We start from the raw sequence: 21,714 nt of genomic DNA, 5'->3' as shown, positions 1-21,714 counted from the left end.
CTTTCCGTCAGCCTTCGTTTGGCAAGCTGGTCTCGATACCTTCGGGTTTGCCGACCACGACGAAATGCAGCGCGTCAGGTGTGAGCAGTTCTGCCGCCACGCGGTTCACGTCTTCCAGCGTCACCGCTTCGACTTTGTCGTTGCGGGTCGCGATGTAGTCGATGGGCAAGCCCAGCATCTGCATCCCCACCATGATCCGCGCAATCGGCCCATTGCCATCGAATTGCAGCGGGTAGGCACCGGTGACAAAGGTCTTGGCTGCGTCCAGTTCCTCGGGTGTCACACCTTCGGCTGCGGCGCGCGCCCATTCCTCACGGATGACAGTTGTGGCTTCGGCGATCCGGTCATTCGACGACGCCACCTGTCCCTGCAATGTCGCCGCATGATCGCGCGGAACAAGGAAGGAGTAGACGCCGTAGGTCAGCCCACGTTTTTCCCGGACTTCGGTCATCAACCGGCTTTCAAACCCGCCTGCGCCAAGGATCTGGTTGAGCACGCGCGCGGCAAAGAAATCCGGGTCGTCCTGTTCCACCCCAAGCTGGCCAAACACAGCCACGGATTGCGGAGTGTCAAAGTCGATCACGGTGTACCCGCCTGCAATGGTGATCTCCGCAGGCCCCGGCTGTGGTGCTCCGGTTTCCGGCAAGGCACCCAGCAACGTGTCCAGCAGGTCGCCCAGTTCTTCGGGCGTGATGTCACCCACCGCACCCACATAGAGCCGGTCGCGGGCCAGCACGGCGCTGTGCGCAGCGACGATGTCATCGCGGGTCAGTGCGCTGACACTGTCCAAGGTGCCGCGGTAGTTCGATCCATAGGGATGATCGCCATAGGCCATTGCGTTGAACGCGGCGCGCGCAATCTTGTCAGGGTCTTTGGCGTCCGACCGCAGACCTGTCAGCACCTGTTCGCGCACGCGGTCAATTGCATCCTGATCAAAGCGCGGTTCGATCAGCGATGCGCGTAACAGGGCCACCGCATCGTCGCGATTTTCGGTGAGAAAGCGTGCGGACACAGACACCGCATCCGGCCCCACATCATAGTCGAGCGATGCGGCCAACCCTTCGAGGGTGCGGGCAAATGCGCGGGCATCCAGATCAGCCGCGCCTTCTTCCAGCAAACCGGTCATCAAGTTGATCGCACCGCGCTTGTCCGGATTGTCCAGCGATGCACCGCCGCGAAACCGTAACTCTAGCGCCACGAACGGGATCGAAGGTTCCTGCACCAGCCACGCCGTGATGCCGCCGGGACTGACGACTTCCTGAATTTCGACCTCGGCCCGCGCTGGCAGGCTCGCAAAGAAAGACAGGATGAGGGCAAGGGCCAAGCGGGTCATTGTGTCACCTCCGAGGTGTCAGGGCGGGTCAGCCAACCGGTCACAGACGCGTTGCGGTCCAGCACGTCGCGTGCGGCGGCCATGATGTCGTCCGGGGTGATGGATTGCAGAATGTCGGGCCAGGACTGTACGTCTTCGACCGTGAGGCCCACGGAAAGCGCGGCGCCATAGCGGCGCGCAATCCGGTCCACGTCGTCGCGCGCATAAATTTGGCTGGCACGTAGCTGATACTTGATCCGGTCCAGCTGTTCAGCGTCAACGCCATCCACGAGGAACTGCGCCAACGTCTCGTCCATGGCGGTTTCCGCCTCTTCGAGGCTCACGCCGGGGGCGGGCACAATCACCACATCAAAGGTCGTGTCGTCCAGCGACACACCCCGGTAGAACGCGCCGGAAAACACGGCCTTCTGGCTTTCGAATTGCAGCTTCTCGGTCATGTAGCTGGTCTGCCCGCCCCCCAGCACCTCGGCCAGCAGCGTCAATGCGGCTGCGGCACGCTGGTCGCCCGGATCACGCTCGGGCGCGAGGTAGGATCGGCTGACATATTCCTGAGCCACCCGCGCATCGCGGTAGATCAGGCGACGTTCGGCGGTTTGCGGGGGTTCGGCACTGCGCACACGCTCGGGCAGGTCCGGATTGGCGGGGATCACGCCGTAATGTTTTTGGGCCAGTGCGCGAACCTCGTCTGCATCCACATCGCCCGACACCACGAGGATCGCGTTGTTGGGGTAATAGTAGGTGTCGTAGAACCCCAGCGCGTCGTCGCGGTCCAGTGTCTCCATCTCGTGACGCCAGCCGATGATGGGCACGCCGTACCGATGGTTGAGGTATTGCGCGGCGTTCATCTGTTCGCCGAACAGGGCGCGCGGATTGCTGTCGGTGCGCTGGTTCCGCTCTTCGAGGATCACATCCCGTTCGGTCGCAACGTTTTCGTCGGTAAAGTTGATGTTGCGCATCCGGTCGGCTTCCATCTGCATCATCAAACCCAGACGGTCTGCCGCGACGCGCTGAAAATAGGCGGTGTAGTCGTAGCTGGTGAACGCATTGTCACGCCCGCCATTGGCCGCCACGATTGCAGAAAATTCTCCGTCCTCCAGCGTGTCGGTCGCCTTGAACAGCAAATGCTCAAGGAAATGCGCCACCCCGGAAGAGCCCACCGGCTCATCGGCGGAGCCTGCGCGGTACCACAGCATATGTTGGACCACGGGGGCGCGGTTGTCCTCGACGACGACCACTTCCATCCCGTTGTCGAGGGTAAAGGTCGTCACCGCATCCTCCTGCGCTGTCGCGGCAGAGGCAATGGAGACAAACGAAATGACAAGCGCGCTCAGCGCGCCTCGCAAACGGTTCATGGCATGTCCTGACATTCGTGTCGGTTGCAGTACGAAATACGGCGGCCCGCCCCGGGTTCAAGCGGTGCTGGCAGTTTCGTGAGAATGGGCCGCGTCAGCGCCGCCGCCGACGTGACGGTGGGGCCGATGGTGTCGGGATACCTGCTCGGCGGTACTGTTCGGCCACGCGCGCCGGATCAAGGGATTGGCGGCGATAGACCTGCGCATAGATGTCTTCGCGGAAGATGCGGATATTGGTCAGCCGGCGCTGACGGTCGCGGAACTTTTGATCCGCTTCGGCGAGGGTCGCGCGAATGCCTGCTTCCCGGCCAAAGCGGCTGGCGTGATTGACAAGAGCTGCATCATTGCCGGGCACTGCGGCATTGGGCGAGGTGGCCTGCCCGCCCAAGGCGGCCACGGCATCCTCCAACGGGCGCTGATCGGTGCGGTTGAACCCGCCGGGCGTGGGCGCAGGCAGGGCAGTGTAGCTTTCGGGTTCGGCAAGCGGCTTGGCAGGAACGATGGTAAAATCGTCCGGACCGTCACCCTGACTGCGCAGATTGCGCAGGTTCGGTTCGCCACAGGCGCTCAGCAGGGTCACCGCCGCAAGGGCGCAGGCGATCAGCCGCATGTCCATTCCTCTTCGTCTTTGGCCCGCATTATCGCAGCTTGGCGTATCATGTCACGCACCCTTTTTCTGCCCCTTGCCATCCTTGGCAAAGAAAACGAGGCCAAACGCACCAACAAAAATAAAGATATCCGCAACGTTGAACACAAATGGATTGTCGATCCCGCAACACGACATGTTGAGAAAATCGAGCACATAGCCATAGATCAGCCGGTCCAACACGTTGGCCAGCGCCCCGCCCACCAGCAGACCGGCGCTCAGATAGGCCAGCCGCGACTGCCGATGGCGCGTGATCCACCACAGCACCAGCGCACAGATCAGCATGGCCACAGCGATCAGCGACCAGACCGGAATGCCATAGCCAAGGCCAAAGTTGATGCCACGGTTTTCGCCATAGATGAACCGCACCAGCGGCGGCAGCACATCAATGGATTTGAAGGGCGACACGCCCAACACATGGATCACCAGATATTTGGAGATCTGGTCGACGCCAAAGGCCAGAACAGTGCTGATCCACAAAAGCTGCATGGCGCCCCTAATGCCGGAAATGGCGCATGTTGGTAAAGACCATGGCCAGTCCCGCCTCGTCTGCGGCTGCGATCACCGCGTCGTCCCGCATTGATCCGCCCGGCTGGATAACGGCGGTTGCCCCGGCCTCCGCTGCGGCCAGCAAACCGTCCGGAAATGGAAAAAACGCATCTGACGCCACCACCGACCCCTTGGCAGGGGTCTCGGGCAGGCCCAGATCAGCAGCCATGCGCGTCGCTTTGGTTGCGGCGATTGTCGAACTGTCGAGACGGCTCATCTGTCCCGCACCCACACCGACGGTTGCGCCGTCTTTGACGTAGATGATCGCGTTGGATTTGACATGTTTGGCCACAGTCCACGCAAACAGAAGATCGGTCATCTCTGCGTCTGATGGCGCGCGCTGCGTCACCACTTTCAAATCGTCGCGGGACAGGCGCCCCACATCCTTGTCCTGCACAAGAAACCCACCGGCGACCTGCTTGATCGCCAGAGCGGCCACGGCCGCATCCGCCAGACCCTCCGTGGTGAGCAATCGCAGGTTCTTCTTCTCTTTAAAAATACTCACGGCTGCGTCGCTGGCCCCGGGTGCGATCACAACTTCGGTGAAAATCCCTGTGATCTCGCGCGCGGTTTCTTCGTCCAGCGGCTGGTTCAGTGCGATGATCCCACCAAAGGCACTGGTCCGGTCGCAGTCGAACGCGCGGCCATAGGCCTCTTTTAGCGTGGCGCCTGTGGCCACGCCGCAGGGGTTGGCGTGTTTGATGATCGCACATGCCGGGCCGCTCCCAGCGAACTCGCTGATCAACTCAAACGCGGCATCCGTGTCGTTGATGTTGTTGTAGCTCAGCGCCTTGCCCTGATGCTGGGTCGCTGTCGCGACCCCGGGCCGGGCCGAGCCGTCGGTGTAAAACGCCGCCGCCTGATGCGGGTTCTCGCCATAGCGCAACTCTTGCGCAAGCGCACCGCCAAAGGTCCGGCGGCGCGGCGTGCCGTCGACCTGCGCGGCCATCCACGTGCTCACGGCGGTGTCATAAGCCGCCGTCCGGGCATAGGCCGTTTGCGCCAACCGCTGGCGCAGCGCATAGGGCGTCTGCCCGCCATGCGCGTCGAGCGCATCCAGCACAACGCCATAATCCTCCACGTCCACCACGACGGTCACATCACCATGGTTCTTTGCGGCCGAGCGGATCATCGCAGGCCCGCCGATGTCGATATTCTCGATCACCTCGTCATAGGCTGCGCCCTTGGCCACGGTCTCTTCGAATGGATAGAGGTTCACCACAACCAGATCGATTGGAGCAATGTCATGGGTCTCCATCGCGGCCACATGTTCGGCATTGTCGCGCAGCGCCAGCAGACCGCCATGCACCACGGGGTGCAGCGTCTTGACCCGGCCATCCATCATCTCGGGGAACCCGGTCGCATCGCTCACGTCCTGCACCTCAAGCCCGGCGTCCCGCAGGCTCCGCGCGGTCCCACCGGTGCTGAGCAATGCCACCCCGTGCCCGGCCAGCGCCGTGGCAAATTCCACAAGGCCGGTCTTGTCAGAAACGGAAATCAGCGCGCGGCGCAGCGGGGCAAGGTTGGTCATGGGCAGCAGGTCCTAGTCTTCGAATACATGGCCCGGCTCTTCGCGGGCTAGGTCGCGGATGCCAATGGCAGTTTCCTGCGCCTTGGACAAGGACCAGCGCACCCGCGTCGCATAGCTGAGCGCGCGCCCGGACAGCACGATCTGCAATGCGCCGCGGGGTTTCAGGCGGCCTTTCTCCAGAAAAACGCTTGGCAACAACTCCAGCGATTGCGTGCCATCATGGCGGAACACCCAGATCTCACCGCTCTTGAGCGCCATGGACACAGCCGCGCCGCCAAGGTCGACCTCCGCGTCCACTTCGGGGTGCAGGTGGAACCGGATGTCGAACGGAATACCGGCCAGCTTGTGGGCGTCCATCGCCCGGTCAAAAAGCCGTTTTTCGGCGTCCTCCATGGCCAGCAGGATATCCTCGCCCGCCATCCCGCGCCCGTCGAACGTCATTTCCAACTGGCGTGCATGGGTCAGCCCGTGCGTCTTGATATAGCCGTCATGGCCACCCTGAAACCGCAATCCGTCCGGGGCATGGCTCACCTCAATCGGCACGTGGGTCGGCGTATCCACCAAGGCTTCGCGCGCGGTGCGTCGTTCAGCGGGGCCTAGCCGGGCACTGGAATAGCCGTCAAGGCACAGGGTCGAATGCGACGGCGTGGCACGGCCTGCGCGCCGCCAATCGGCGCCGAAACTGGCCCCCGATCCGCAGTTGACGATCAAGGGCCGCCGCCCGGATGTCAGCTCGAACGCAAGTGTCGAGGCGTGCGCATTGAAACTTGCCTCGGGTTTGGGTGGTTTTTCGGCGTCGATGATCACGGATGTCCGTCCCGCGCTTAGCCGGGCAAAGCCCATGGACAGCCCATCCGGCGCGCTGCTCTTGATGCCGGATGCGGCCAACGCGTGATCCAGCCACCCTTCCTGCCCGCGCCCACCCCCGTGGAACCGGGCGAGGCTGCCATCCGCATGGCGCAGCGTCCGCAATGTCGGGGCGATCCGTTCAATGGCGGCCAGATGCGCGGCGGGTGTCGCTTTGCCCACGTCGTTCAACGCTGCGGACGCCCATGTCAGCAGGGTGAACACCTCCAGCAACTCTTCGGGGTTGCGGGTGGGCAGGCCGCCTTGGGCGTCGATCTGTCGGGCACATTCCTGCGCAAGGGCCGCGATGGCGGGTTGTGCCAAATCCTCAAGCCCCTCCAGCGACAGGCCCGCATAGACCAGCCCGGTCAGCGCCTCGAACCGTGGCAGGCCGGGCGCTGCGGCGTGCCACCGGCGCGACAGGAACCGGGTCTGTTGCGCCAGCGATTGAAAGAACGCGTCGGTCTGCGCGGATTCCTGCCCACGCAGCACGAACAACGCGTGGTTGATCCAACGGATCAGGCGTCGCCCCGTCAGGTCCGGCGTCCAGCCCGGTCCATTGCCACGCCCAAACCGATCAATCCACGCCCAGAGCCACTCTTGCGCCAGCGCGCGCGTCGATGGGTCCCCCACGGCGGCAAGGTCATCCATCCACGAGAACCCATGAATCGCATTGGTATAGGCGCGGTCCGGGGCAGACACATCCCAGATCACACTGCCCTTTGCTTCGATCAAAGCGCCTGCAAACAGGTAGTTTCCGGCCACCAATTGCCGCCCCTTGGCGAAACTGCCGATGGTGCGCGGTTCGGGTGCTGAAATAAATGCCGTGGCCGCCGGCGCTTTGGTCGCGCGGCGGGCGTGCCAACGGTTCAGAAACCTGGCTTTGCGGGCGGCAAACCCGGAGCGGGTGGACATCGACACTGCCTCAATGCGTCTTGGTGGCGCTTTTCGCGGCACTCTAGCGTGCGCCCCGGATCAAGTCACGCCTTCTCAGCCCGCCTTGCGCAGCATCGCGATATAGAACCCGTCCATCCCCCCCAAATCGGACCAGTGGTCGGGGCGCAGGCGCAGCCCGCCTTCTTCGGTGATCCATGCGGGATCGATGCCGGGACGGTCCAGTGCGGTGCGTTCGATGCTCAGGGTTTTATGGCGCTCCAACGCCTCTTCGGCCTGTACCTCGCCCTCGTCCGGCAAAAGCGAGCAGGTGCAAAAGACCATGCGCCCGCCGGGTTTCAGCAGGGTGACCGCATGGTCGATCATCTGCGCCTGCAACGCGATAAGCTGGGCGAATTCCGACCCGTCCTTGGCATAGGGCAGGTCGGGGTGGCGGCGCATCGTGCCTGTGGCCGAACAGGGCGCGTCAAGCAAGATGGCGTCATACTGACCTGTCGCCTCCAGCGCGTCCTGCACCACCACTTCGGCGGTCAATTTGGTGCGGATCAGGTTCTGACGCACTCGCTCCATCCGTCCTTCGGAGATGTCGAGCGCAGTTACATCCGCCCCCGCGGCAGCCAGTTGCAGCGTTTTGCCGCCCGGAGCCGCGCACAGGTCCAGCACCTTCTCCCCGCGTTGCGGCGCGAGGATGCGGGCGGGTATCGCGGCGGCGGCGTCCTGCACCCACCAATCGCCACTGTTGAAGCCGGGCAGGGCCGACACTTGTGACGGGGCATTCAAACGGACCGATCCTGTGGGCAGGACCGTGCCGCCCACCTGTGCCGCGACGGCGTCCGCATCGCTTTGCGCGGTCAAGTCGAGCGGTGCCCCGGCGAAATGTGCAGCCTCAATGCCCGCCATGACCTCTGGCCCCCACGCGGTCACCAAGGGACCCCGCAGCCATTTCGGCAAACGCGGCACGCGCAGCGTCGCCCATTGCTCCGGCCCACTGTCGGTTACCTTGCGCAGCACCGCATTTGTCAGCCCTTTGAGCGTACCGTAGCGCTTGTGCTTGCCCACGATGCTGACCATGGCGTTGACCACGCCGTGCGCGGCCTCGCCCTGACACAGTTCCACGGTGCCGACGCGCAGCGCATTGCGCACGTGCAGGGGCGGCGGCTTTTGCAGGTGTCTTTGCAGAATGCGGTCGGCCCGTTCGAGGCCGCGCAGCGTTTCCGTCGCCAACCGTTGCGCGCGGGCGCGGTCGTCAGGTTCCAGCCGGTCCAGTGTGCCAGAGGCCAACAGTTCTGCCATCAGCTTGCCCTCACCCATGATCTGATCAAGCAGGTAGATCGCGCTGCGGCGCGCAGGCACGCCGATGTCACGCGGGCCGGATGGGGCGGGTTTGCTCATGCGTCATTCTTTCCAGTCGGGCCCGCTTGCCGGAGCCAAGGCGCGCCGTATATCAGGGGGTATGACAACGGAAAAGACCGACAACGCCGAAACCCCCGATCTGCCGCCCGCTGCGAAGCGCGCGCTGGCCGAGGCCGCAGCACGCCGCAAGGCCAAAGAAGAGCTGTCGTTGCCCACAGAGCTTGGTGGCCGCGATGGGCCCGAGCCTGTGCGTTATGGCGATTGGGAGAAAAAGGGACTCGCGATCGACTTTTGACCGCAGGGGCGTTCAGCGCAGGCGGAACATTGCACTATCGCCCGCACCCCTGTCAGATGTGAACTTGATCCGGCCATCGGGCGTTGCCTGCACTTCCTGACAATTATACCCCAGCGCATCTCCGCCCCAGAACAGGTCACGGCAGAAATAGCCGTCCTGCCACGACCATGACCCTTCGACATCCCAACGCGCGCCGCGGCCCGCGATGCGACCATCAGGTGACACCTGCAACTTGATGAGGGGGCGCGTCAGTGTCTTGTTCTTCACCAATGTGACGAATTCCTGCTGGCTTTCGACCTTTTTCAGATCGGCCAGCGCAGGTGTGGACACTGCCATGGCAGCAGCGATTGCGGCAACGAACAGACGCATGTGTTCAACCCCTTTGAACCAGATACTCAATACAGCTACGTGGATAGCAGCAGATCGGTTCACCCGTTGGGTCAAAAAAAGGACATTCTGCGGCAGGTGAACGCCGCGTTAATCGCGCAAGCCCAGCACATCGACCATATCATATTGACCCGGCGCCTTGCCCTGCGCCCAGAGCGCCGCCTTGAGCGCGCCCCTGGCAAAGATCCCGCGATCCGTTGCCAGATGGCGCAGCACGATGCGCTCGCCGGGGGCCGCGAACAAGACGTCATGCTCGCCCACGATGTCGCCACCGCGGATCGCGGTAAAGCCAATGTGGCCGCGATTGCGCGCGCCGGTGATCCCGTCGCGCCCCGAATCGCGGACATCCGACAACTTGACCCCGCGCGCCTCTGCTGCGGCCTCTCCCAGCATCAACGCCGTGCCCGACGGGGCATCGACCTTGTGGTGGTGGTGCGCCTCGATCACTTCGATGTCGAAATCCTCGTCCAGAGCGGCGGCGACGCGTTTTGTCAGCTGCACCAACAGGTTCACGCCCAAACTCATGTTGCCAGCGCGCACAATGGCACAGTGGCGCGACGCGGGTTCAAGCGCTGCAATCTCATCGTCAGTCATGCCGGTGGTGCCGATCACATGCACGGCGCGGGCCTGCGCGGCCACATGGCTCAGCGCGATGGTGGCCTCTGGTGCGGTAAAGTCGATCACCGCCTGCGCCCGCGCCATTGGCTCTAGCGCGTCGTCATAGACCATCACGCCCGATGGCTTGCCACCCAGCACCTCACCCAGATCGCGGCCGATCCAGTCGTGGCCGGGCCGTTCCAGCACGCCCACCAGATGAGCCGCGTCGCTGGCGGTGATCGTCTCGATCAACATTTGTCCCATGCGGCCCGATGCTCCGGCCACCACGATCCCGATCCCGTCTGACATGTGCGTCTTCCTCTTGGCGATGTTTCGCTGTCCTAGCGTGCCACGCTTTGCTTGGCAAAGGGCAGGGGACTGCTTAGATGGGGGCGATGGCAAAGAACAAGTTTCATGACGGGCCCGGCCCCTCTCAGCGGCAGTTGCGCGTGGGCGAACTGATCCGGCGCACGCTGGCCGATGTGCTGGCGCGTGGCGACGTGCACGACCCCGACCTCAATCGCATGTCGATCACAGTGGGTGAGGTGCGTACGTCCCCCGATCTCAAGATCGCGACGGCCTATGTGCTACCCCTAGGCGGCGAAGGGCAGGACGATGTGCTCAAGCTGCTGGCGCGCAACAAGGGCGAGCTGCGCCGTGCGGTGTCCAAAAAGCTGACGCTGAAATTCGCGCCCGATCTGCGCTTTCAACTGGATCAGACATTCGACCGCATGGACGACACGCGGCGCTTGTTTGAACAGGATGTCGTGCGAGAGGATGTGGCGCGCGACGAAGACGTGTCCCGGGATACGCAGGACTGATGCGGTTGCTTGCGGCGCTGTTGCTCTGGGCGACGCCCGCGCTGGCGGCGACCTGCGAGGACGTCCGCTATGAGGGCAACAGCTATACGCTGTGCACCGTGCTGCCTGCACAAGAAGAGCTTCGGCTGTTCCTCTATGACGACGACGGCGCGCCTTATGGGCAGTTCAGCGCGATCGACCGCAACTTGCGCGCGGATGGTGCGCGTCTTGGATTTGCGATGAACGCGGGCATGTATCACGACGACCGCGCGCCCGTGGGGCACTATGTCGAGGATGGCAAAGAGGTCATGCGCGTGATCCCGAACGCGGGGCCCGGCAATTTTGGTCTGCTGCCGAATGGGGTGCTGTGCCTTCGCGATGGGCGGGCGGACGTCTTTGAGACCCTGCGTTTTGTCGAAACGGCGCCAGATTGTGCCTACGCGACACAGTCCGGTCCAATGCTGGTGATCGATGGCGCATTGCATCCCCGGTTTCTGGTCGACAGCACCTCGCGCTATGTGCGCAACGGGGTTGGCACCACGCCAGACGGCCAACGCGCGGTATTTGCGATTTCAAATAATGCAGTGACGTTCCACGAGTTCGGCTCGCTTTTTCGCGATCACCTTGATCTGCCCAATGCGCTGTTCCTCGACGGCAATATCTCCCGGCTTTATGCGCCGGATCTCGACCGCAGCGATTTTGGCTTTTCGCTTGGGCCGATCATTGGCACCGTGACGCCCGCCGATTGACAAGGGCGCATGGCCCGCGATAGGCGGCGGGCCTTGCAAGCAACGACAGGTGGCATGGCATGGGCCGCTCCCGCAAAGGACGCGATATCTCTGGTTGGCTGGTGGTGGACAAACCCGCTGGCCTGACCTCCACGGCGGTGGTGAACAAGGTGCGTTGGGCACTACAGGCCAAAAAGGCAGGGCACGCAGGGACGCTGGACCCCGAGGCCACCGGTGTATTGGCTGTGGCGCTGGGTGAGGCCACCAAGACGGTTCCGTATGTCACGGATGCGCTCAAGGCGTATCGGTTCACCGTGCGCTTGGGGCAAGCCACCAATACCGACGATGCCGAAGGCGAAATCATCGCCGCCTCTGAAATCCGCCCGACGGATGCGCAAATCAAGGCCGCGCTTGGCGCGTTTGTGGGCGACATCCAGCAGGTCCCGCCAAAGTTCTCCGCCGTCAAGATCGGCGGTCAACGCGCCTACAAGTTGGCCCGCGATGGCGAAGAGGTCGAGATCGCGGCCCGTCCGCTTTGGGTCGAGGAACTGGTGATGACCGACCGCCCCGACCCCGATCATGTCGAACTTGAGATGGTCTGCGGCAAAGGCGGCTATGTCCGGTCGATTGCGCGTGATCTGGGGGCTGCGCTGGGATGCTATGGGCATGTGTTGCGCCTTCGCCGCATCTGGTCCGGTCCGTTCGAGGCGTCCGACGGCCTCACCTACGACCAGATCGAAGACATGGCACACAGTCCCGCGCTGGACACCCATCTGCGTCCCGTTGCCGAAGGCCTTGCCGATCTGCCCGAACTGCGCGCCACACCCGAAGGGGCCGTGCGGATGCGCAACGGCAATCCCGGTATGGTGTTGGCCAGCGACGTGGAATACGGGGACGAGGCGTGGGCCTCACTGGACGGTGTTCCGGTGGCCGTGGGTCGTTACAAGGCCGGTGAACTGCACCCTGCGCGGGTCTTTAACCTGTAACAATTGCCGCCCGCTGCGGCGCTGTTGACCGTCACCACCTGCCCCAAATGTTACAAAACCGCGCCGCCTGATCAGCGCTGCGTGAGCGGGGTTTCTATTTGGAACCGATCAGTCCACATATGTCTCATCACGAAACGACACGCCCCACAGGGAGAGACAGACCATGACACGCACACATCTTCAGACCGCCGGTATTGTCCTGACAGCCGGTGCCTTTGCCACCATCGCCTTTGACGTCTTTGGCCAAGCGCTTAGCCCGCTCTTCGGCTTTGCAAAGCTGGCCCCTGTTGGCCTTGCCGGGGCGTCGATCAAGGCAATCTTCGGCGCCAATCCGTCGGGTGCCGCCTACCTCCTGCACGCCCTGACCGGCCTCGTCTTTTATGCGGTCGGCTGGTTCGCGATTGCCCGTCCTCTTCAGCAAGCGGTGATGCCGCGCTTGCACTGGTCGGCCACTGCTGTTGCCTACGGTGTCGCGCTCTGGGTCTTTGCCCTTTATGTCATGGCGCATCTTGTGACCGGCAACAAACCGTTCCTCGGCTTTACCGGGATCACTTGGGTCGCGCTGTGGGGGCACATCGTCTACGCCCTGATTGCCGCAGCCATCATGGAGGCCAAGGGCGCCGTCCTGACCCTGCGCCGCACCCCGGCCGGCGTTCCTGCCGAATAACACCGCACCACATGATCAGCGCCGCCCTTGCCACGCGTGGGCGGCTCTTGCCGTTCTGCCGCGCCGCTGGCATGACACCGGACCATGATCACTCGCAATCACACCAAAGGCGATGCGCCCTCGACCGCGATCTATTCGCCCTGCGAACGCTACCGTTACAGCCTGACACGCGTGTGGGCACCCGAGGGGCGCAAGGTGAATTTCGTCATGCTCAACCCCTCCACCGCGACCGAGGTGCAGAACGACCCGACGGTCGAACGCTGCGAACGCCGTGCGCGCGCGCTTGGATATGGCAGTTTTGCAGTGACCAATATCTTTGCGTGGCGCGACACCGATCCAAAGGCGATGCGCGCCGCGGTCGATCCTGTTGGACCGGGAAATGATGCGGCGATCCGCGCGTGCGCGGTCTGGGCGGATGATGTGGTGGCCGCTTGGGGCACCCACGGCGCGCATCTGAACCGGGGTGATGCGGTGCGCGCACTGCTGATGGACTGCGGCAAGCCGCTGTTTCATTTGGGTCTCGGCAAGGCGGGCCACCCCAAGCATCCGCTCTATATCGCCTACACCCAAACACCAGTGCGTTGGGACCCGCGCAGGGACATGGTCGGTTAACCAAGCCCTTGGATTTGTTTTGTGTTTGTTCTCCTCATTGCAGTAGATGCACGGTGTGGTGGTGCGTCTTGTGATGAGGTTTGGCAGCGATGTTGTGGCTTGCAGGTTTGATGGGGTTAATGGCGGCGGGCACGGTCGGCGTTCTCGAAATCGGGACGGCGTCGCAAAACGCTGAGGCCGAAAATGACAATGTCGAGGATCAGGACACAGAGGCGGAGCCGATTGCGGACATCGCCGACGCCCTGAACCTGTCCTTACCGGACTTTGGCCAGCCCACTGAGGTGGCGGACGATGACGTAGTTGCGCAGGACACTGCCGAAGGCGACGTGCCGTCGGAAAAAGACGCCGAAGCCGACGAAAAGTTGGTTTTTGTACCTGAAACCGGCGGTGGTCCGGATGCCATCCTGCCTGACGGTCCGTTCGTGACCGACATTGTGGATGATGTCGACGTTGCCGATCTGCCGGATACGCCTGACACACCGGACGTATCCGATCCGCCGAACGTGCCTTTTGGCACGACTGGCGATGACGTGCTGGCTGGGGCTGCAACAGCGGATGTGATTTTTGGCGATGATGGCTATGACACGCTTGATGGGCTTGATGGCGACGACACTCTGCATGGCGGTGACGGCAACGATGTCGTGAACGGCGGCGATGGCGATGACGTCCTGTTTGGCAACAACTCCGAAGATACGCTGAACGGCGGAGCGGGCGATGACTCGTTGCAGGGCTCTGCTGGTCAGGACGTGCTGGATGGCGGCGATGGTAACGATGCGGTGCATGGCGGGCTCGACAACGACACAGTGGCTGGCGGCCTAGGCATGGACAGCCTGTTTGGCGGGTGGGGCAATGACCTGATCAATGGTGTCGTGGACGATGCTGACACCGCAACGCTGGACGATTTGGACGGTGCCGACTTCCTCAATGGGGGCAGCGGCGACGATGTGATCATTGCGGGCAATGACGATATTGTGACGGCCGGCGACGGGGCGGATAGCATTGTTCTGGGCGACTGGATCGACGCGGGTGCCGCCGCCAGCATCATGGATTTCAGCGCCGCAGACGACAACATCCTGTTGGTCTATGACGACGCGGACGACGCCCCCGAGATTACGGTGCAGGCCGATCCGGACAATCCGACGACGGCCCAAGTGATGATGGACGGCGTGGCCGTGGCCAACGTGTTCAACGCCGCAGACCTCGCGCCCAGCGACGTGGTTCTGATGCCGCTCAGCCTCGCGCAGGCGTCGGGCATCGCACCCGCCTGACCGGTGATCATCGTCGCGCGAATTACCCTTTGCGTTCCCGCCGATTCCCTTCTATACGCGCGCATCCCGATGTGATCGGGACCCATGGCCCCGTGCTGGACGACATCCCGGCCGGCGGCGTCTTTGAACTCTAACGGATAAGGAGATTCCGATGTCGATCACTGCAGAAGCCAAAGCACAAGTGATGAAAGACTATGGGACCAAAGAAGGCGACACCGGTTCGCCCGAGGTTCAGGTCGCAATCCTCAGCTCGCGCATCGCAACGCTGACAGAGCATTTCAAGACCCATAAGAAAGACAACCACGGTCGTCGCGGTCTGCTCAAGATGGTGGCACAACGCCGCAAATTGCTGGACTATCTCAAGGCAAAAGACGAGGCGCGTTACACCGACCTCATCAAACGTCTGGGTCTGCGGCGCTAAGGCCAACGACCACTCTGGAACACGGAAAGGCCGCGCCGGGATGGGCGCGGCCTTTTTCGTTTAGCGGTGCGCCGACGGCGTGGCGGTCAGGGCTTGCTCAAAAAAGGGCATCAGCCCCCGGCGATTTGCTTTGCCTTTTCCACCAGCACCTCGGCCTGACGGATGGAGGCATAGTCGATCAATCGACCGTCCAGCGACACTGCGCCCTTACCCTCCGCTTCGGCCTGCGCCATCGCTTCGAGGATGCGTTGCGCCTTGGTGATTTCGGCCTCGGACGGGCTCATCACCTCGTTGGCCAGTGCGATCTGGCTGGGGTGGATGGCCCACTTGCCCTCGCACCCAAGAACCGCCGCCCGGTAGGCCGCCGCCCGGTAGCCATCCGCGTCCTGAAAATCGCCAAACGGACCGTCGATCGGGCGCAGACCGTTGGCACGGGCCGCGACGACCATCCGCGCTAGGGCGTAGTGCCACATATCGCCCCAATGCGTCGCGCGCTGGCCGGTGTCGTCGGGATCGGTCAGCACCGCATAGTTTTCGTTTACGCCGCCGATGACAGTGGTGCGTGCGCGGGTCGATGCGGCATAGTCCGCGACCCCGAAATGCAGGCTTTCATTGCGCTTGGACGCGGCGGCGATTTCGGTGATGTTCTGCATCCCCAGCGCCGTCTCAATGATATGCTCGAACCCGATCCGTTTCTTCAGGCCTTTGGCGTCCTCAATCTGGGTCACCATCATGTCGACAGCATAGACATCTGCCGCGGTGCCGACCTTGGGGATCATGATCAGGTCGAGCCGTTCACCGGCCTGTTCCACGATGTCCACCACGTCGCGATACATGTAATGCGTGTCCAACCCGTTGATTCTGATCGACATGGATTTTGTGCCCCAATCGATCTCGTTCAGGCCCTTGATGATGTTCTTGCGGGCCTGTTCCTTTTCGTCTGGCGCGACAGCGTCTTCGAGATCCAGAAAGATGACATCGACGTCAGATTGCGCTGCCTTTTCAAACATTTGCGGTTGGCTGCCCGGCACGGCCAATTCAGAGCGGTTGAGGCGCCCGGGGGCTTGTTCGATCGGGTGGAATGACATCTGTTCGGGCCTTTCTTGACGGTAACAATGTTGCGCCAAAAGGGTTTGCGTCGAACGATTATGTCAAGAACTCTTTGAGTCTATCTGGGTATACCGACGGCTACCTGTCTTCGAGCGCGAGGCGCGACGAATAGTAGAATGCGATGGCCTGTGCCCGGTTCTTGACCGACAATTTTTCGTAGAGATTGGACAGGTGAAACTTCACCGTATTGGCCGAAATCTCCAACTCTTTGGCCAGTTCGCGGTTGGTCAGGCCTTTGGACAAGGCTTCGAGGATGACACGTTCCTTGCGAGACAGTTGGTGGATCGGGTCGGACTGCAATTCGCGCACGTCCAGAAAGGGGAACACCATCTTGCCCGCAGCGACGTCCACGCAAGTCTCCAGCAGCGTTTCCGCAGCGGTGGAACGGGGCGCAAAGGCGGCGGCACCGGCTGTCATCGCCAGCCGGGGCAGATCGCCGGTATCTTCGGCATAGACGACGATACGCGGTGCGGTCGCCTGATCGCGCAGCACCTCGATCAGCTTTGCACCGCCCAAAGCGGGCAGGTTCCAGTTGATGACGCCGATTTGCACCGGCACCCGCATGACCGTGCCCAAAAACCCTTCGGCGGTGGCTGATGTCGCGACAAGAGAGAATCGCGGGTCGCGGTCTATCAACTCTGACAGGGCGGAGAGAACCAGCGGATTGCTGTCCGCGAGCATGATGCCAATCGGACCTTCGGTTGGGTTAATGCTTTGATTCATAATGGTTAATCCGAATTAACCACCCATTTGGGTGGGGGTATTTTCGGTATACTATGGCATTTTTAGCAATATGGGTAGGTATTTTCCCACCCAAATAGATACCCAAAAGCAGGAGTAAGTGGCGTTGTGCGTTTTCAGGCCGCCCGTAATTTGAGCCAACCGCCGCAAAAACGGCGCCGCACCGATCAGGGGAGACCACAAAATGACCATCCACCCACAGCTGACCATCCCGGAAACCATCGCAGCCGGGCCCGGTCCGGGCAATACCGATGCGCGGGTCATGGCGCGCTTTGCCAGCGCGGGGATGGCGGATCACATGCACCCTGACGTCTTGCGCGGCATGGTTGAATGCAAGCAAATGCTGCGTGACGTGATGGGCACCCGCAACGTTCACACCTTTGGCGTGGCGGGCACCGGCTGGTCTGGTCTGGATATGATGTTCAGCGCGGTCATGCCCGGCGACACCGTCGTGATGTTCGTGAATGGCACATTTTCAGGCATCGACGGTTTGACCGTGCGGATGAAGGCGGCGACGGCAGAAGAACTCGCCGCCAATGCGCTCGACCCGCAAGCCGCCAGCGTCACTATCGTCAACGTCCCGCACGGCCAGTCTGTGACCGGCGACATTGTCGACGCGGCCTTAGCCCAGCACAAACCAAAATGGGCAGCGATGGCGCATTGGGAAACCGGCTCTGGCCGGATCAACGACATCCGCGGCTTTTCGGACGCGTGCGAGAAACATGGCGCGATGGGACTTGTCGATGCCGTGTCCAGCCTTGGCGTCGAAGACTTTCGCATCGACGATTTCCCCGGTGTCCATGGCTGGGCGTCCTGCCCGCAAAAAGGCATCTGCTGTCTGCCGCTCACATACGCGCCCGTATCCTTTACCGACCACTACATCGAAACGCTCAAGTCCACGGGCACGCGCACCTTTGTACACCACCCCATCCTTGAGGCGCGGCACTGGGGCATCGTGGGCGGCGAAGACGTCGAAAAGGGCACGTATCACCGCACCCATTCCGCCTATGCCGTTGCCGCCTTTCACGAGGCGCTGCGCATCACGTTGCAGCAAACCGTTGCCCAGCGGGCCAAGGATTACGCCTTTCACGAGGGCGCGTTGCGTGACGCGCTGACGGCAATGGGGTGTGACGTCACCTCCAATATGACTTCGCTGATTGTCCTTGATCTGCCCAAGTCCATGGCGGGCCGCGAGATGGAACTGGTGCAGCATTGCCGGGCGCAGAATTTTGGCATCTGGCCGACCCTTTCTGAGCCCGTTCAGGTCCGCATCGGCATCCTCAACCTGCTGAACCAGACAGCGATCAGCGATATCGTCACCCGCTTTGCGCAGGCGATGCGCGATCTGGGTGCGACCGTCGACCAGACAGCGGTCGATGCCGCGCTTGGCCGCCACTACGGACAGGCAATCGCCGCCGAGTGATCACGCACGCTTTGGGAGGAGCGCAAATGGACATCCACGAATACCAGGCCAAGGAAGTCTTGGCGAATTTCGGCGTCACCGTTCCCGACGGCGCACTGGCCTACAGCCCGGAACAGGCCACTTATCGCGCCCGCGAGCTGGGTGGCGAACGCTGGGTGGTCAAAGCGCAGATACACGCCGGGGGTCGTGGCAAGGCCGGTGGGGTCAAAGTCTGTGACAGCGATGTCGAAATTCAGGACGCGACCGAAGGCATGTTCGGCCAGAAGATGGTCACGCACCAGACCGGGCCAGAGGGCAAAGGCATCTACCGCGTCTATGTCGAGGCTGCCGTGCCGATTGACCGCGAGATTTATCTCGGTTTCGTGCTCGACCGGTCCTCCCAACGTGTGATGATCGTGGCCAGTGCCGAAGGCGGAATGGAGATCGAGGATATCTCGGCCAACAAACCCGACAGCATCGTGCGCGCCATTGTTGAGCCAGCGGTGGGCCTCCGCGAATTTCAATGTCGCCAGATCGCGTTCAAACTGGGCATCGAGGCTGGTCTGATCCAGCAGATGGTGCGCACGCTGCAAGGCTGTTACCGGGCCTTCACGGAACTTGACGCGACCATGGTTGAGATCAACCCGCTGGTCATCACCACCGACAGCCGCGTCATCGCGTTGGACGCCAAGATGACCTTTGACGACAATGCCCTGTTCCGGCATCCCCACGTGGCCGAACTGCGGGACAAATCGCAGGAAGACCCACGTGAAAGCCGGGCGGCGGACCGCGGCCTCAGCTATGTGGGTCTGGATGGAAACATCGGCTGTATCGTGAACGGTGCGGGTCTTGCCATGGCCACGATGGACACGATCAAACTGGCGGGCGGCGAGCCAGCCAATTTCCTTGATATCGGGGGTGGGGCGACACCCGAACGCGTGGCCAAGGCGTTTCGCCTCGTGCTGTCGGACAAGAATGTGCAGGCGATCCTCGTGAACATCTTTGCCGGGATCAACAGGTGCGATTGGGTCGCCGAAGGCGTGGTACAGGCGATGAAAGAGGTTGGCATCGAAATTCCGGTGATCGTCCGTCTGGCGGGCACAAATGTCGAAGCGGGTCAAAAGATCCTCGCCCAGTCCGGGCTGCCCATCATCCGGGCCGGTACACTCAACGAGGCGGCGGAACGCGCCGTGGGCGCATGGAAGAACGACCGCTTGCAGGGCACCGTATTGGGAGTGGCATCATGAGCATCCTTTTGGACCGCGACACCAAGGTGATCGTGCAGGGCATCACCGGCAAAATGGCCCGGTTTCACACCAAAGACATGCTGCAATACGGCACCAAGGTCGTGGGCGGCGTCGTCCCCGGCAAGGGCGGCGAAACCGTCGAAGGGGTGCCAGTGTTCGACACGGTCGAAGAGGCTGTCGACAAGACGGGCGCCGAGGCGTCGCTGGTCTTTGTCCCGCCGCCCTTTGCCGCGGACGGCATCATGGAGGCTGCGGATGCGGGCATCCAGTATTGCGTTTGCATCACCGATGGCATTCCCGCGCAGGACATGATCCGGGTCAAACGCTATATGTACCGCTACCCCAAGGACCGGCGGATGATCCTGACCGGGCCCAACTGCGCCGGAACGATCAGCCCGGGCAAGGCGATGCTGGGCATCATGCCGGGCCATATTTATTTGCAGGGCCATGTGGGCATTGTCGGGCGGTCCGGCACGCTTGGCTACGAAGCTGCGGCACAGCTCAAGGAGCGTGGGATCGGCGTGTCTACGTCCGTCGGCATTGGCGGTGACCCGATCAACGGGTCATCGTTCCGCGACATTCTTGAACGGTTCGAACAGGACGAAGACACGCATGTCATCGCCATGATCGGTGAGATCGGCGGACCGCAAGAGGCCGAAGCCGCCGATTATATTCGCGACCATGTGACCAAGCCTGTTGTGGCCTATGTGGCGGGCCTGACCGCGCCCAAGGGTCGCACGATGGGTCACGCGGGCGCGATCATCTCGGCCTTTGGCGAAAGCGCCTCGGAAAAAGTGGAAATTCTGTCCGCCGCAGGTGTGACCGTTGCCGAAAACCCGGCGGTGATCGGACAGACAATTGCAACTGCGATGGAGGCCGCGTGATGGCGAAACCAACTGTTCTTCTGACCCGCCGCTGGCCCGCCGTGGTCGAACAGAAGCTGGCCGAATCCTACGACGTGGCAACGAACCGCAGTGACCGGCCCCTGTCACCTTCCGAATTCCGAGAAGCCATCGGCAAATATGATGCCGTGCTGCCGACCGTGACTGACAAGATCAATGCCGACGCCCTCGACGTGCCCAAGGCGCGGACAAAGATATTGGCCAATTATGGCGTGGGCTTTTCGCATATCGACGTGACGGCCGCGACCCGCCGGGGCATTGCCATCACCAACACGCCCGACGTGCTGTCTGAATGCACCGCTGACCTTGCCATGACCCTGATGCTGATGGTGGCACGGCGCGCGGGCGACGGGGAACGCGAGTTGCGGGCGGGTGATTGGTCGGGCTGGCGTCCGACCCACCTGATCGGCACCAAAGTGTCGGGTAAAACCCTTGGGATTGTCGGCTTTGGCCGCATCGGCCAGCAAATGGCCCGCCGCGCGCATCACGGCTTTGGGATGGAGGTTCTGGTCTACAATCGCTCGCCCGTCGATCCCGGCATTCTTGCGCAGTTCAATGCCCGTCAGGTTGACACGTTGGAGGCGCTGCTGCCGCGCTGCGATTTCGTGTCGCTCCACTGCCCCGGTGGGACTGAGAACCGCAATATGATCAACTCCGCGCGGCTGGATCTGATGAAACCGGATGCCTTTCTGATCAACACCGCGCGTGGTGAGGTCGTGAACGAGACGGCGCTTGCGCAGGCGTTGATGTTCGACACGATTGGGGGTGCGGCGCTGGACGTGTTCGAGGCAGAGCCGCACGTTCACCCGATGCTCGCCCAATGCGACAACCTCGTGATGTTGCCTCATATGGGCAGCGCAACCCGCGAGGCCCGCGAGGCCATGGGGTTCCGCGTGCTCGACAACCTCAACGACTTTTTCACGGGCGCGGCCCCGCGCGACCGCGTGGCCTGAGCCAAAACGAGGAGACCTCCATGAACGCGCCGCACCGCACTGACGGATTTTTCACTGGGTCGCTGGCCGACCGCGATCCGGAGCTGTTTGGCTC

Annotated in this window: 23 protein-coding genes; 12 read left to right on the top strand and 11 right to left on the bottom strand. The window is 62.5% G+C overall.

Annotated features, from left to right (window positions below; translation table 11 throughout):
- Positions 1-7: 7 nt before the first annotated feature.
- The 7 genes from Q1A85_RS00115 to Q1A85_RS00085 form a co-directional block, all read right to left on the bottom strand.
- The gene (locus tag Q1A85_RS00115) at positions 8-1,333 is read right to left on the bottom strand and encodes a pitrilysin family protein (RefSeq protein ID WP_299683815.1); all 1,326 of its coding nucleotides are present in this window, start codon (positions 1,331-1,333) and stop codon (positions 8-10) included.
- Entirely contained in the window at positions 1,330-2,685 is a 1,356-nt protein-coding gene (locus Q1A85_RS00110) for a pitrilysin family protein (protein WP_299683813.1), read from the bottom strand. Before Q1A85_RS00110 ends, Q1A85_RS00115 begins: the two co-directional genes overlap by 4 nt.
- A 94-nt stretch (positions 2,686-2,779) precedes the next feature.
- The gene (locus Q1A85_RS00105) at positions 2,780-3,295 is read right to left on the bottom strand and encodes a DUF3035 domain-containing protein (protein ID WP_299683811.1); all 516 of its coding nucleotides are present in this window, start codon (positions 3,293-3,295) and stop codon (positions 2,780-2,782) included.
- A gap of 51 nt (positions 3,296-3,346) precedes the next feature.
- Positions 3,347-3,820, bottom strand: coding sequence for a signal peptidase II (gene lspA / locus Q1A85_RS00100; protein ID WP_299683809.1), 474 nt, complete (start codon positions 3,818-3,820; stop codon positions 3,347-3,349).
- 7 nt (positions 3,821-3,827) lie between these two features.
- Positions 3,828-5,411, bottom strand: a complete 1,584-nt coding sequence (gene purH / locus Q1A85_RS00095) for a bifunctional phosphoribosylaminoimidazolecarboxamide formyltransferase/IMP cyclohydrolase (protein WP_299683807.1) — start codon at positions 5,409-5,411, stop codon at positions 3,828-3,830.
- 12 nt (positions 5,412-5,423) lie between these two features.
- A complete protein-coding gene (locus tag Q1A85_RS00090; RefSeq protein ID WP_299683805.1) occupies positions 5,424-7,172 on the bottom strand; it encodes a heparinase II/III family protein in 1,749 nt (582 codons plus the stop codon).
- Positions 7,173-7,247: 75 nt separating this feature from the next.
- On the bottom strand, positions 7,248-8,543 hold the full coding sequence (locus Q1A85_RS00085) for a transcription antitermination factor NusB (protein WP_299683803.1): 1,296 nt from the start codon (positions 8,541-8,543) through the stop codon (positions 7,248-7,250).
- 61 nt (positions 8,544-8,604) lie between these two features.
- Here Q1A85_RS00085 and Q1A85_RS00080 point away from each other — a divergent pair, with 61 nt between their 5' ends.
- Positions 8,605-8,799, top strand: coding sequence for a DUF1674 domain-containing protein (locus tag Q1A85_RS00080; RefSeq protein WP_299683801.1), 195 nt, complete (start codon positions 8,605-8,607; stop codon positions 8,797-8,799).
- Between the two features lie 12 nt (positions 8,800-8,811).
- Here the strand turns inward: Q1A85_RS00080 and Q1A85_RS00075 are convergent, their stop codons facing one another.
- Together Q1A85_RS00075 and dapB are read right to left on the bottom strand one after the other, a co-directional pair.
- Positions 8,812-9,168 carry a dihydrodipicolinate reductase gene (locus tag Q1A85_RS00075; RefSeq protein WP_299683799.1) on the bottom strand — a complete coding sequence of 119 codons (357 nt, stop codon included), beginning with the start codon at positions 9,166-9,168 and terminating at the stop codon, positions 8,812-8,814.
- A 108-nt stretch (positions 9,169-9,276) separates the two neighbouring features.
- A complete protein-coding gene (gene dapB, locus Q1A85_RS00070; protein ID WP_299683797.1) occupies positions 9,277-10,092 on the bottom strand; it encodes a 4-hydroxy-tetrahydrodipicolinate reductase in 816 nt (271 codons plus the stop codon).
- Positions 10,093-10,178: 86 nt separating this feature from the next.
- On the opposite strand from dapB, the gene rbfA reads away from it, so the two are divergent.
- From rbfA to rpsO, 7 genes are all read left to right on the top strand, one after another.
- On the top strand, positions 10,179-10,604 hold the full coding sequence (gene rbfA, locus Q1A85_RS00065; RefSeq protein ID WP_299683795.1) for a 30S ribosome-binding factor RbfA: 426 nt from the start codon (positions 10,179-10,181) through the stop codon (positions 10,602-10,604).
- The gene (locus Q1A85_RS00060; RefSeq protein WP_299683793.1) at positions 10,604-11,332 is read left to right on the top strand and encodes a phosphodiester glycosidase family protein; all 729 of its coding nucleotides are present in this window, start codon (positions 10,604-10,606) and stop codon (positions 11,330-11,332) included. Before rbfA ends, Q1A85_RS00060 begins: the two co-directional genes overlap by 1 nt.
- A gap of 59 nt (positions 11,333-11,391) precedes the next feature.
- The gene (gene truB / locus Q1A85_RS00055) at positions 11,392-12,297 is read left to right on the top strand and encodes a tRNA pseudouridine(55) synthase TruB (RefSeq protein ID WP_299683791.1); all 906 of its coding nucleotides are present in this window, start codon (positions 11,392-11,394) and stop codon (positions 12,295-12,297) included.
- Positions 12,298-12,460: 163 nt separating this feature from the next.
- Positions 12,461-12,964 (top strand): hypothetical protein, encoded by a 504-nt coding sequence (locus tag Q1A85_RS00050; RefSeq protein ID WP_299683789.1) that lies wholly within the window; start codon positions 12,461-12,463, stop codon positions 12,962-12,964.
- A gap of 84 nt (positions 12,965-13,048) precedes the next feature.
- A complete protein-coding gene (locus Q1A85_RS00045) occupies positions 13,049-13,576 on the top strand; it encodes a DUF1643 domain-containing protein (RefSeq protein WP_299683787.1) in 528 nt (175 codons plus the stop codon).
- Between the two features lie 89 nt (positions 13,577-13,665).
- On the top strand, positions 13,666-14,844 hold the full coding sequence (locus Q1A85_RS00040; protein WP_299683785.1) for a calcium-binding protein: 1,179 nt from the start codon (positions 13,666-13,668) through the stop codon (positions 14,842-14,844).
- Positions 14,845-14,995: 151 nt separating this feature from the next.
- Positions 14,996-15,265: a 30S ribosomal protein S15 gene (gene rpsO, locus Q1A85_RS00035; RefSeq protein ID WP_299683783.1), complete on the top strand. Its 270-nt coding sequence runs from the start codon at positions 14,996-14,998 to the stop codon at positions 15,263-15,265.
- Between the two features lie 110 nt (positions 15,266-15,375).
- On the opposite strand, the gene Q1A85_RS00030 is transcribed toward rpsO, so the two are convergent.
- Together Q1A85_RS00030 and Q1A85_RS00025 are read right to left on the bottom strand one after the other, a co-directional pair.
- On the bottom strand, positions 15,376-16,353 hold the full coding sequence (locus Q1A85_RS00030; RefSeq protein WP_299683782.1) for a CoA ester lyase: 978 nt from the start codon (positions 16,351-16,353) through the stop codon (positions 15,376-15,378).
- A 100-nt stretch (positions 16,354-16,453) separates the two neighbouring features.
- On the bottom strand, positions 16,454-17,098 hold the full coding sequence (locus tag Q1A85_RS00025) for a response regulator transcription factor (RefSeq protein ID WP_299683781.1): 645 nt from the start codon (positions 17,096-17,098) through the stop codon (positions 16,454-16,456).
- 202 nt (positions 17,099-17,300) lie between these two features.
- Between Q1A85_RS00025 and Q1A85_RS00020 the strand changes: the two genes are divergently transcribed.
- Genes Q1A85_RS00020 through Q1A85_RS00005 form a run of 4 tightly spaced genes read left to right on the top strand, consistent with a single transcriptional unit; the run spans position 17,301 to position 21,620 of the window.
- Positions 17,301-18,539, top strand: coding sequence for an aminotransferase class V-fold PLP-dependent enzyme (locus Q1A85_RS00020; protein ID WP_299683779.1), 1,239 nt, complete (start codon positions 17,301-17,303; stop codon positions 18,537-18,539).
- 26 nt (positions 18,540-18,565) lie between these two features.
- Complete coding sequence (locus tag Q1A85_RS00015; RefSeq protein WP_299683777.1) at positions 18,566-19,765, top strand: malate--CoA ligase subunit beta; 1,200 nt, start codon at positions 18,566-18,568, stop codon at positions 19,763-19,765.
- Entirely contained in the window at positions 19,762-20,649 is an 888-nt protein-coding gene (gene sucD, locus Q1A85_RS00010) for a succinate--CoA ligase subunit alpha (RefSeq protein ID WP_299683776.1), read from the top strand. The genes Q1A85_RS00015 and sucD overlap by 4 nt, the downstream gene beginning before the upstream one ends.
- Positions 20,649-21,620 carry a D-glycerate dehydrogenase gene (locus Q1A85_RS00005; RefSeq protein WP_299683774.1) on the top strand — a complete coding sequence of 324 codons (972 nt, stop codon included), beginning with the start codon at positions 20,649-20,651 and terminating at the stop codon, positions 21,618-21,620. Before sucD ends, Q1A85_RS00005 begins: the two co-directional genes overlap by 1 nt.
- Positions 21,621-21,714: the final 94 nt, after the last annotated feature.

It is taken from the genome of uncultured Tateyamaria sp. (assembly GCF_947503385.1).
Classification (GTDB): Bacteria; Pseudomonadota; Alphaproteobacteria; order Rhodobacterales; family Rhodobacteraceae; genus Tateyamaria.
Note: the sequence above shows the minus strand (reverse complement) of the source record. Positions and strands in the feature narration are given on the sequence as shown.

Coding starts and splice junctions, on each gene's coding strand:
- Q1A85_RS00115 (WP_299683815.1), bottom strand. CDS start 1,333: ATGACCCGCTTGGCCCTTGCCCTCATCCTGTCTTTCTTTGCGAGCCTG.
- Q1A85_RS00110 (WP_299683813.1), bottom strand. CDS start 2,685: ATGAACCGTTTGCGAGGCGCGCTGAGCGCGCTTGTCATTTCGTTTGTC.
- Q1A85_RS00105 (WP_299683811.1), bottom strand. CDS start 3,295: ATGCGGCTGATCGCCTGCGCCCTTGCGGCGGTGACCCTGCTGAGCGCC.
- lspA (WP_299683809.1), bottom strand. CDS start 3,820: ATGCAGCTTTTGTGGATCAGCACTGTTCTGGCCTTTGGCGTCGACCAG.
- purH (WP_299683807.1), bottom strand. CDS start 5,411: ATGACCAACCTTGCCCCGCTGCGCCGCGCGCTGATTTCCGTTTCTGAC.
- Q1A85_RS00090 (WP_299683805.1), bottom strand. CDS start 7,172: ATGTCCACCCGCTCCGGGTTTGCCGCCCGCAAAGCCAGGTTTCTGAAC.
- Q1A85_RS00085 (WP_299683803.1), bottom strand. CDS start 8,543: ATGAGCAAACCCGCCCCATCCGGCCCGCGTGACATCGGCGTGCCTGCG.
- Q1A85_RS00080 (WP_299683801.1), top strand. CDS start 8,605: ATGACAACGGAAAAGACCGACAACGCCGAAACCCCCGATCTGCCGCCC.
- Q1A85_RS00075 (WP_299683799.1), bottom strand. CDS start 9,168: ATGCGTCTGTTCGTTGCCGCAATCGCTGCTGCCATGGCAGTGTCCACA.
- dapB (WP_299683797.1), bottom strand. CDS start 10,092: ATGTCAGACGGGATCGGGATCGTGGTGGCCGGAGCATCGGGCCGCATG.
- rbfA (WP_299683795.1), top strand. CDS start 10,179: ATGGCAAAGAACAAGTTTCATGACGGGCCCGGCCCCTCTCAGCGGCAG.
- Q1A85_RS00060 (WP_299683793.1), top strand. CDS start 10,604: ATGCGGTTGCTTGCGGCGCTGTTGCTCTGGGCGACGCCCGCGCTGGCG.
- truB (WP_299683791.1), top strand. CDS start 11,392: ATGGGCCGCTCCCGCAAAGGACGCGATATCTCTGGTTGGCTGGTGGTG.
- Q1A85_RS00050 (WP_299683789.1), top strand. CDS start 12,461: ATGACACGCACACATCTTCAGACCGCCGGTATTGTCCTGACAGCCGGT.
- Q1A85_RS00045 (WP_299683787.1), top strand. CDS start 13,049: ATGATCACTCGCAATCACACCAAAGGCGATGCGCCCTCGACCGCGATC.
- Q1A85_RS00040 (WP_299683785.1), top strand. CDS start 13,666: ATGTTGTGGCTTGCAGGTTTGATGGGGTTAATGGCGGCGGGCACGGTC.
- rpsO (WP_299683783.1), top strand. CDS start 14,996: ATGTCGATCACTGCAGAAGCCAAAGCACAAGTGATGAAAGACTATGGG.
- Q1A85_RS00030 (WP_299683782.1), bottom strand. CDS start 16,353: ATGTCATTCCACCCGATCGAACAAGCCCCCGGGCGCCTCAACCGCTCT.
- Q1A85_RS00025 (WP_299683781.1), bottom strand. CDS start 17,098: ATGAATCAAAGCATTAACCCAACCGAAGGTCCGATTGGCATCATGCTC.
- Q1A85_RS00020 (WP_299683779.1), top strand. CDS start 17,301: ATGACCATCCACCCACAGCTGACCATCCCGGAAACCATCGCAGCCGGG.
- Q1A85_RS00015 (WP_299683777.1), top strand. CDS start 18,566: ATGGACATCCACGAATACCAGGCCAAGGAAGTCTTGGCGAATTTCGGC.
- sucD (WP_299683776.1), top strand. CDS start 19,762: ATGAGCATCCTTTTGGACCGCGACACCAAGGTGATCGTGCAGGGCATC.
- Q1A85_RS00005 (WP_299683774.1), top strand. CDS start 20,649: ATGGCGAAACCAACTGTTCTTCTGACCCGCCGCTGGCCCGCCGTGGTC.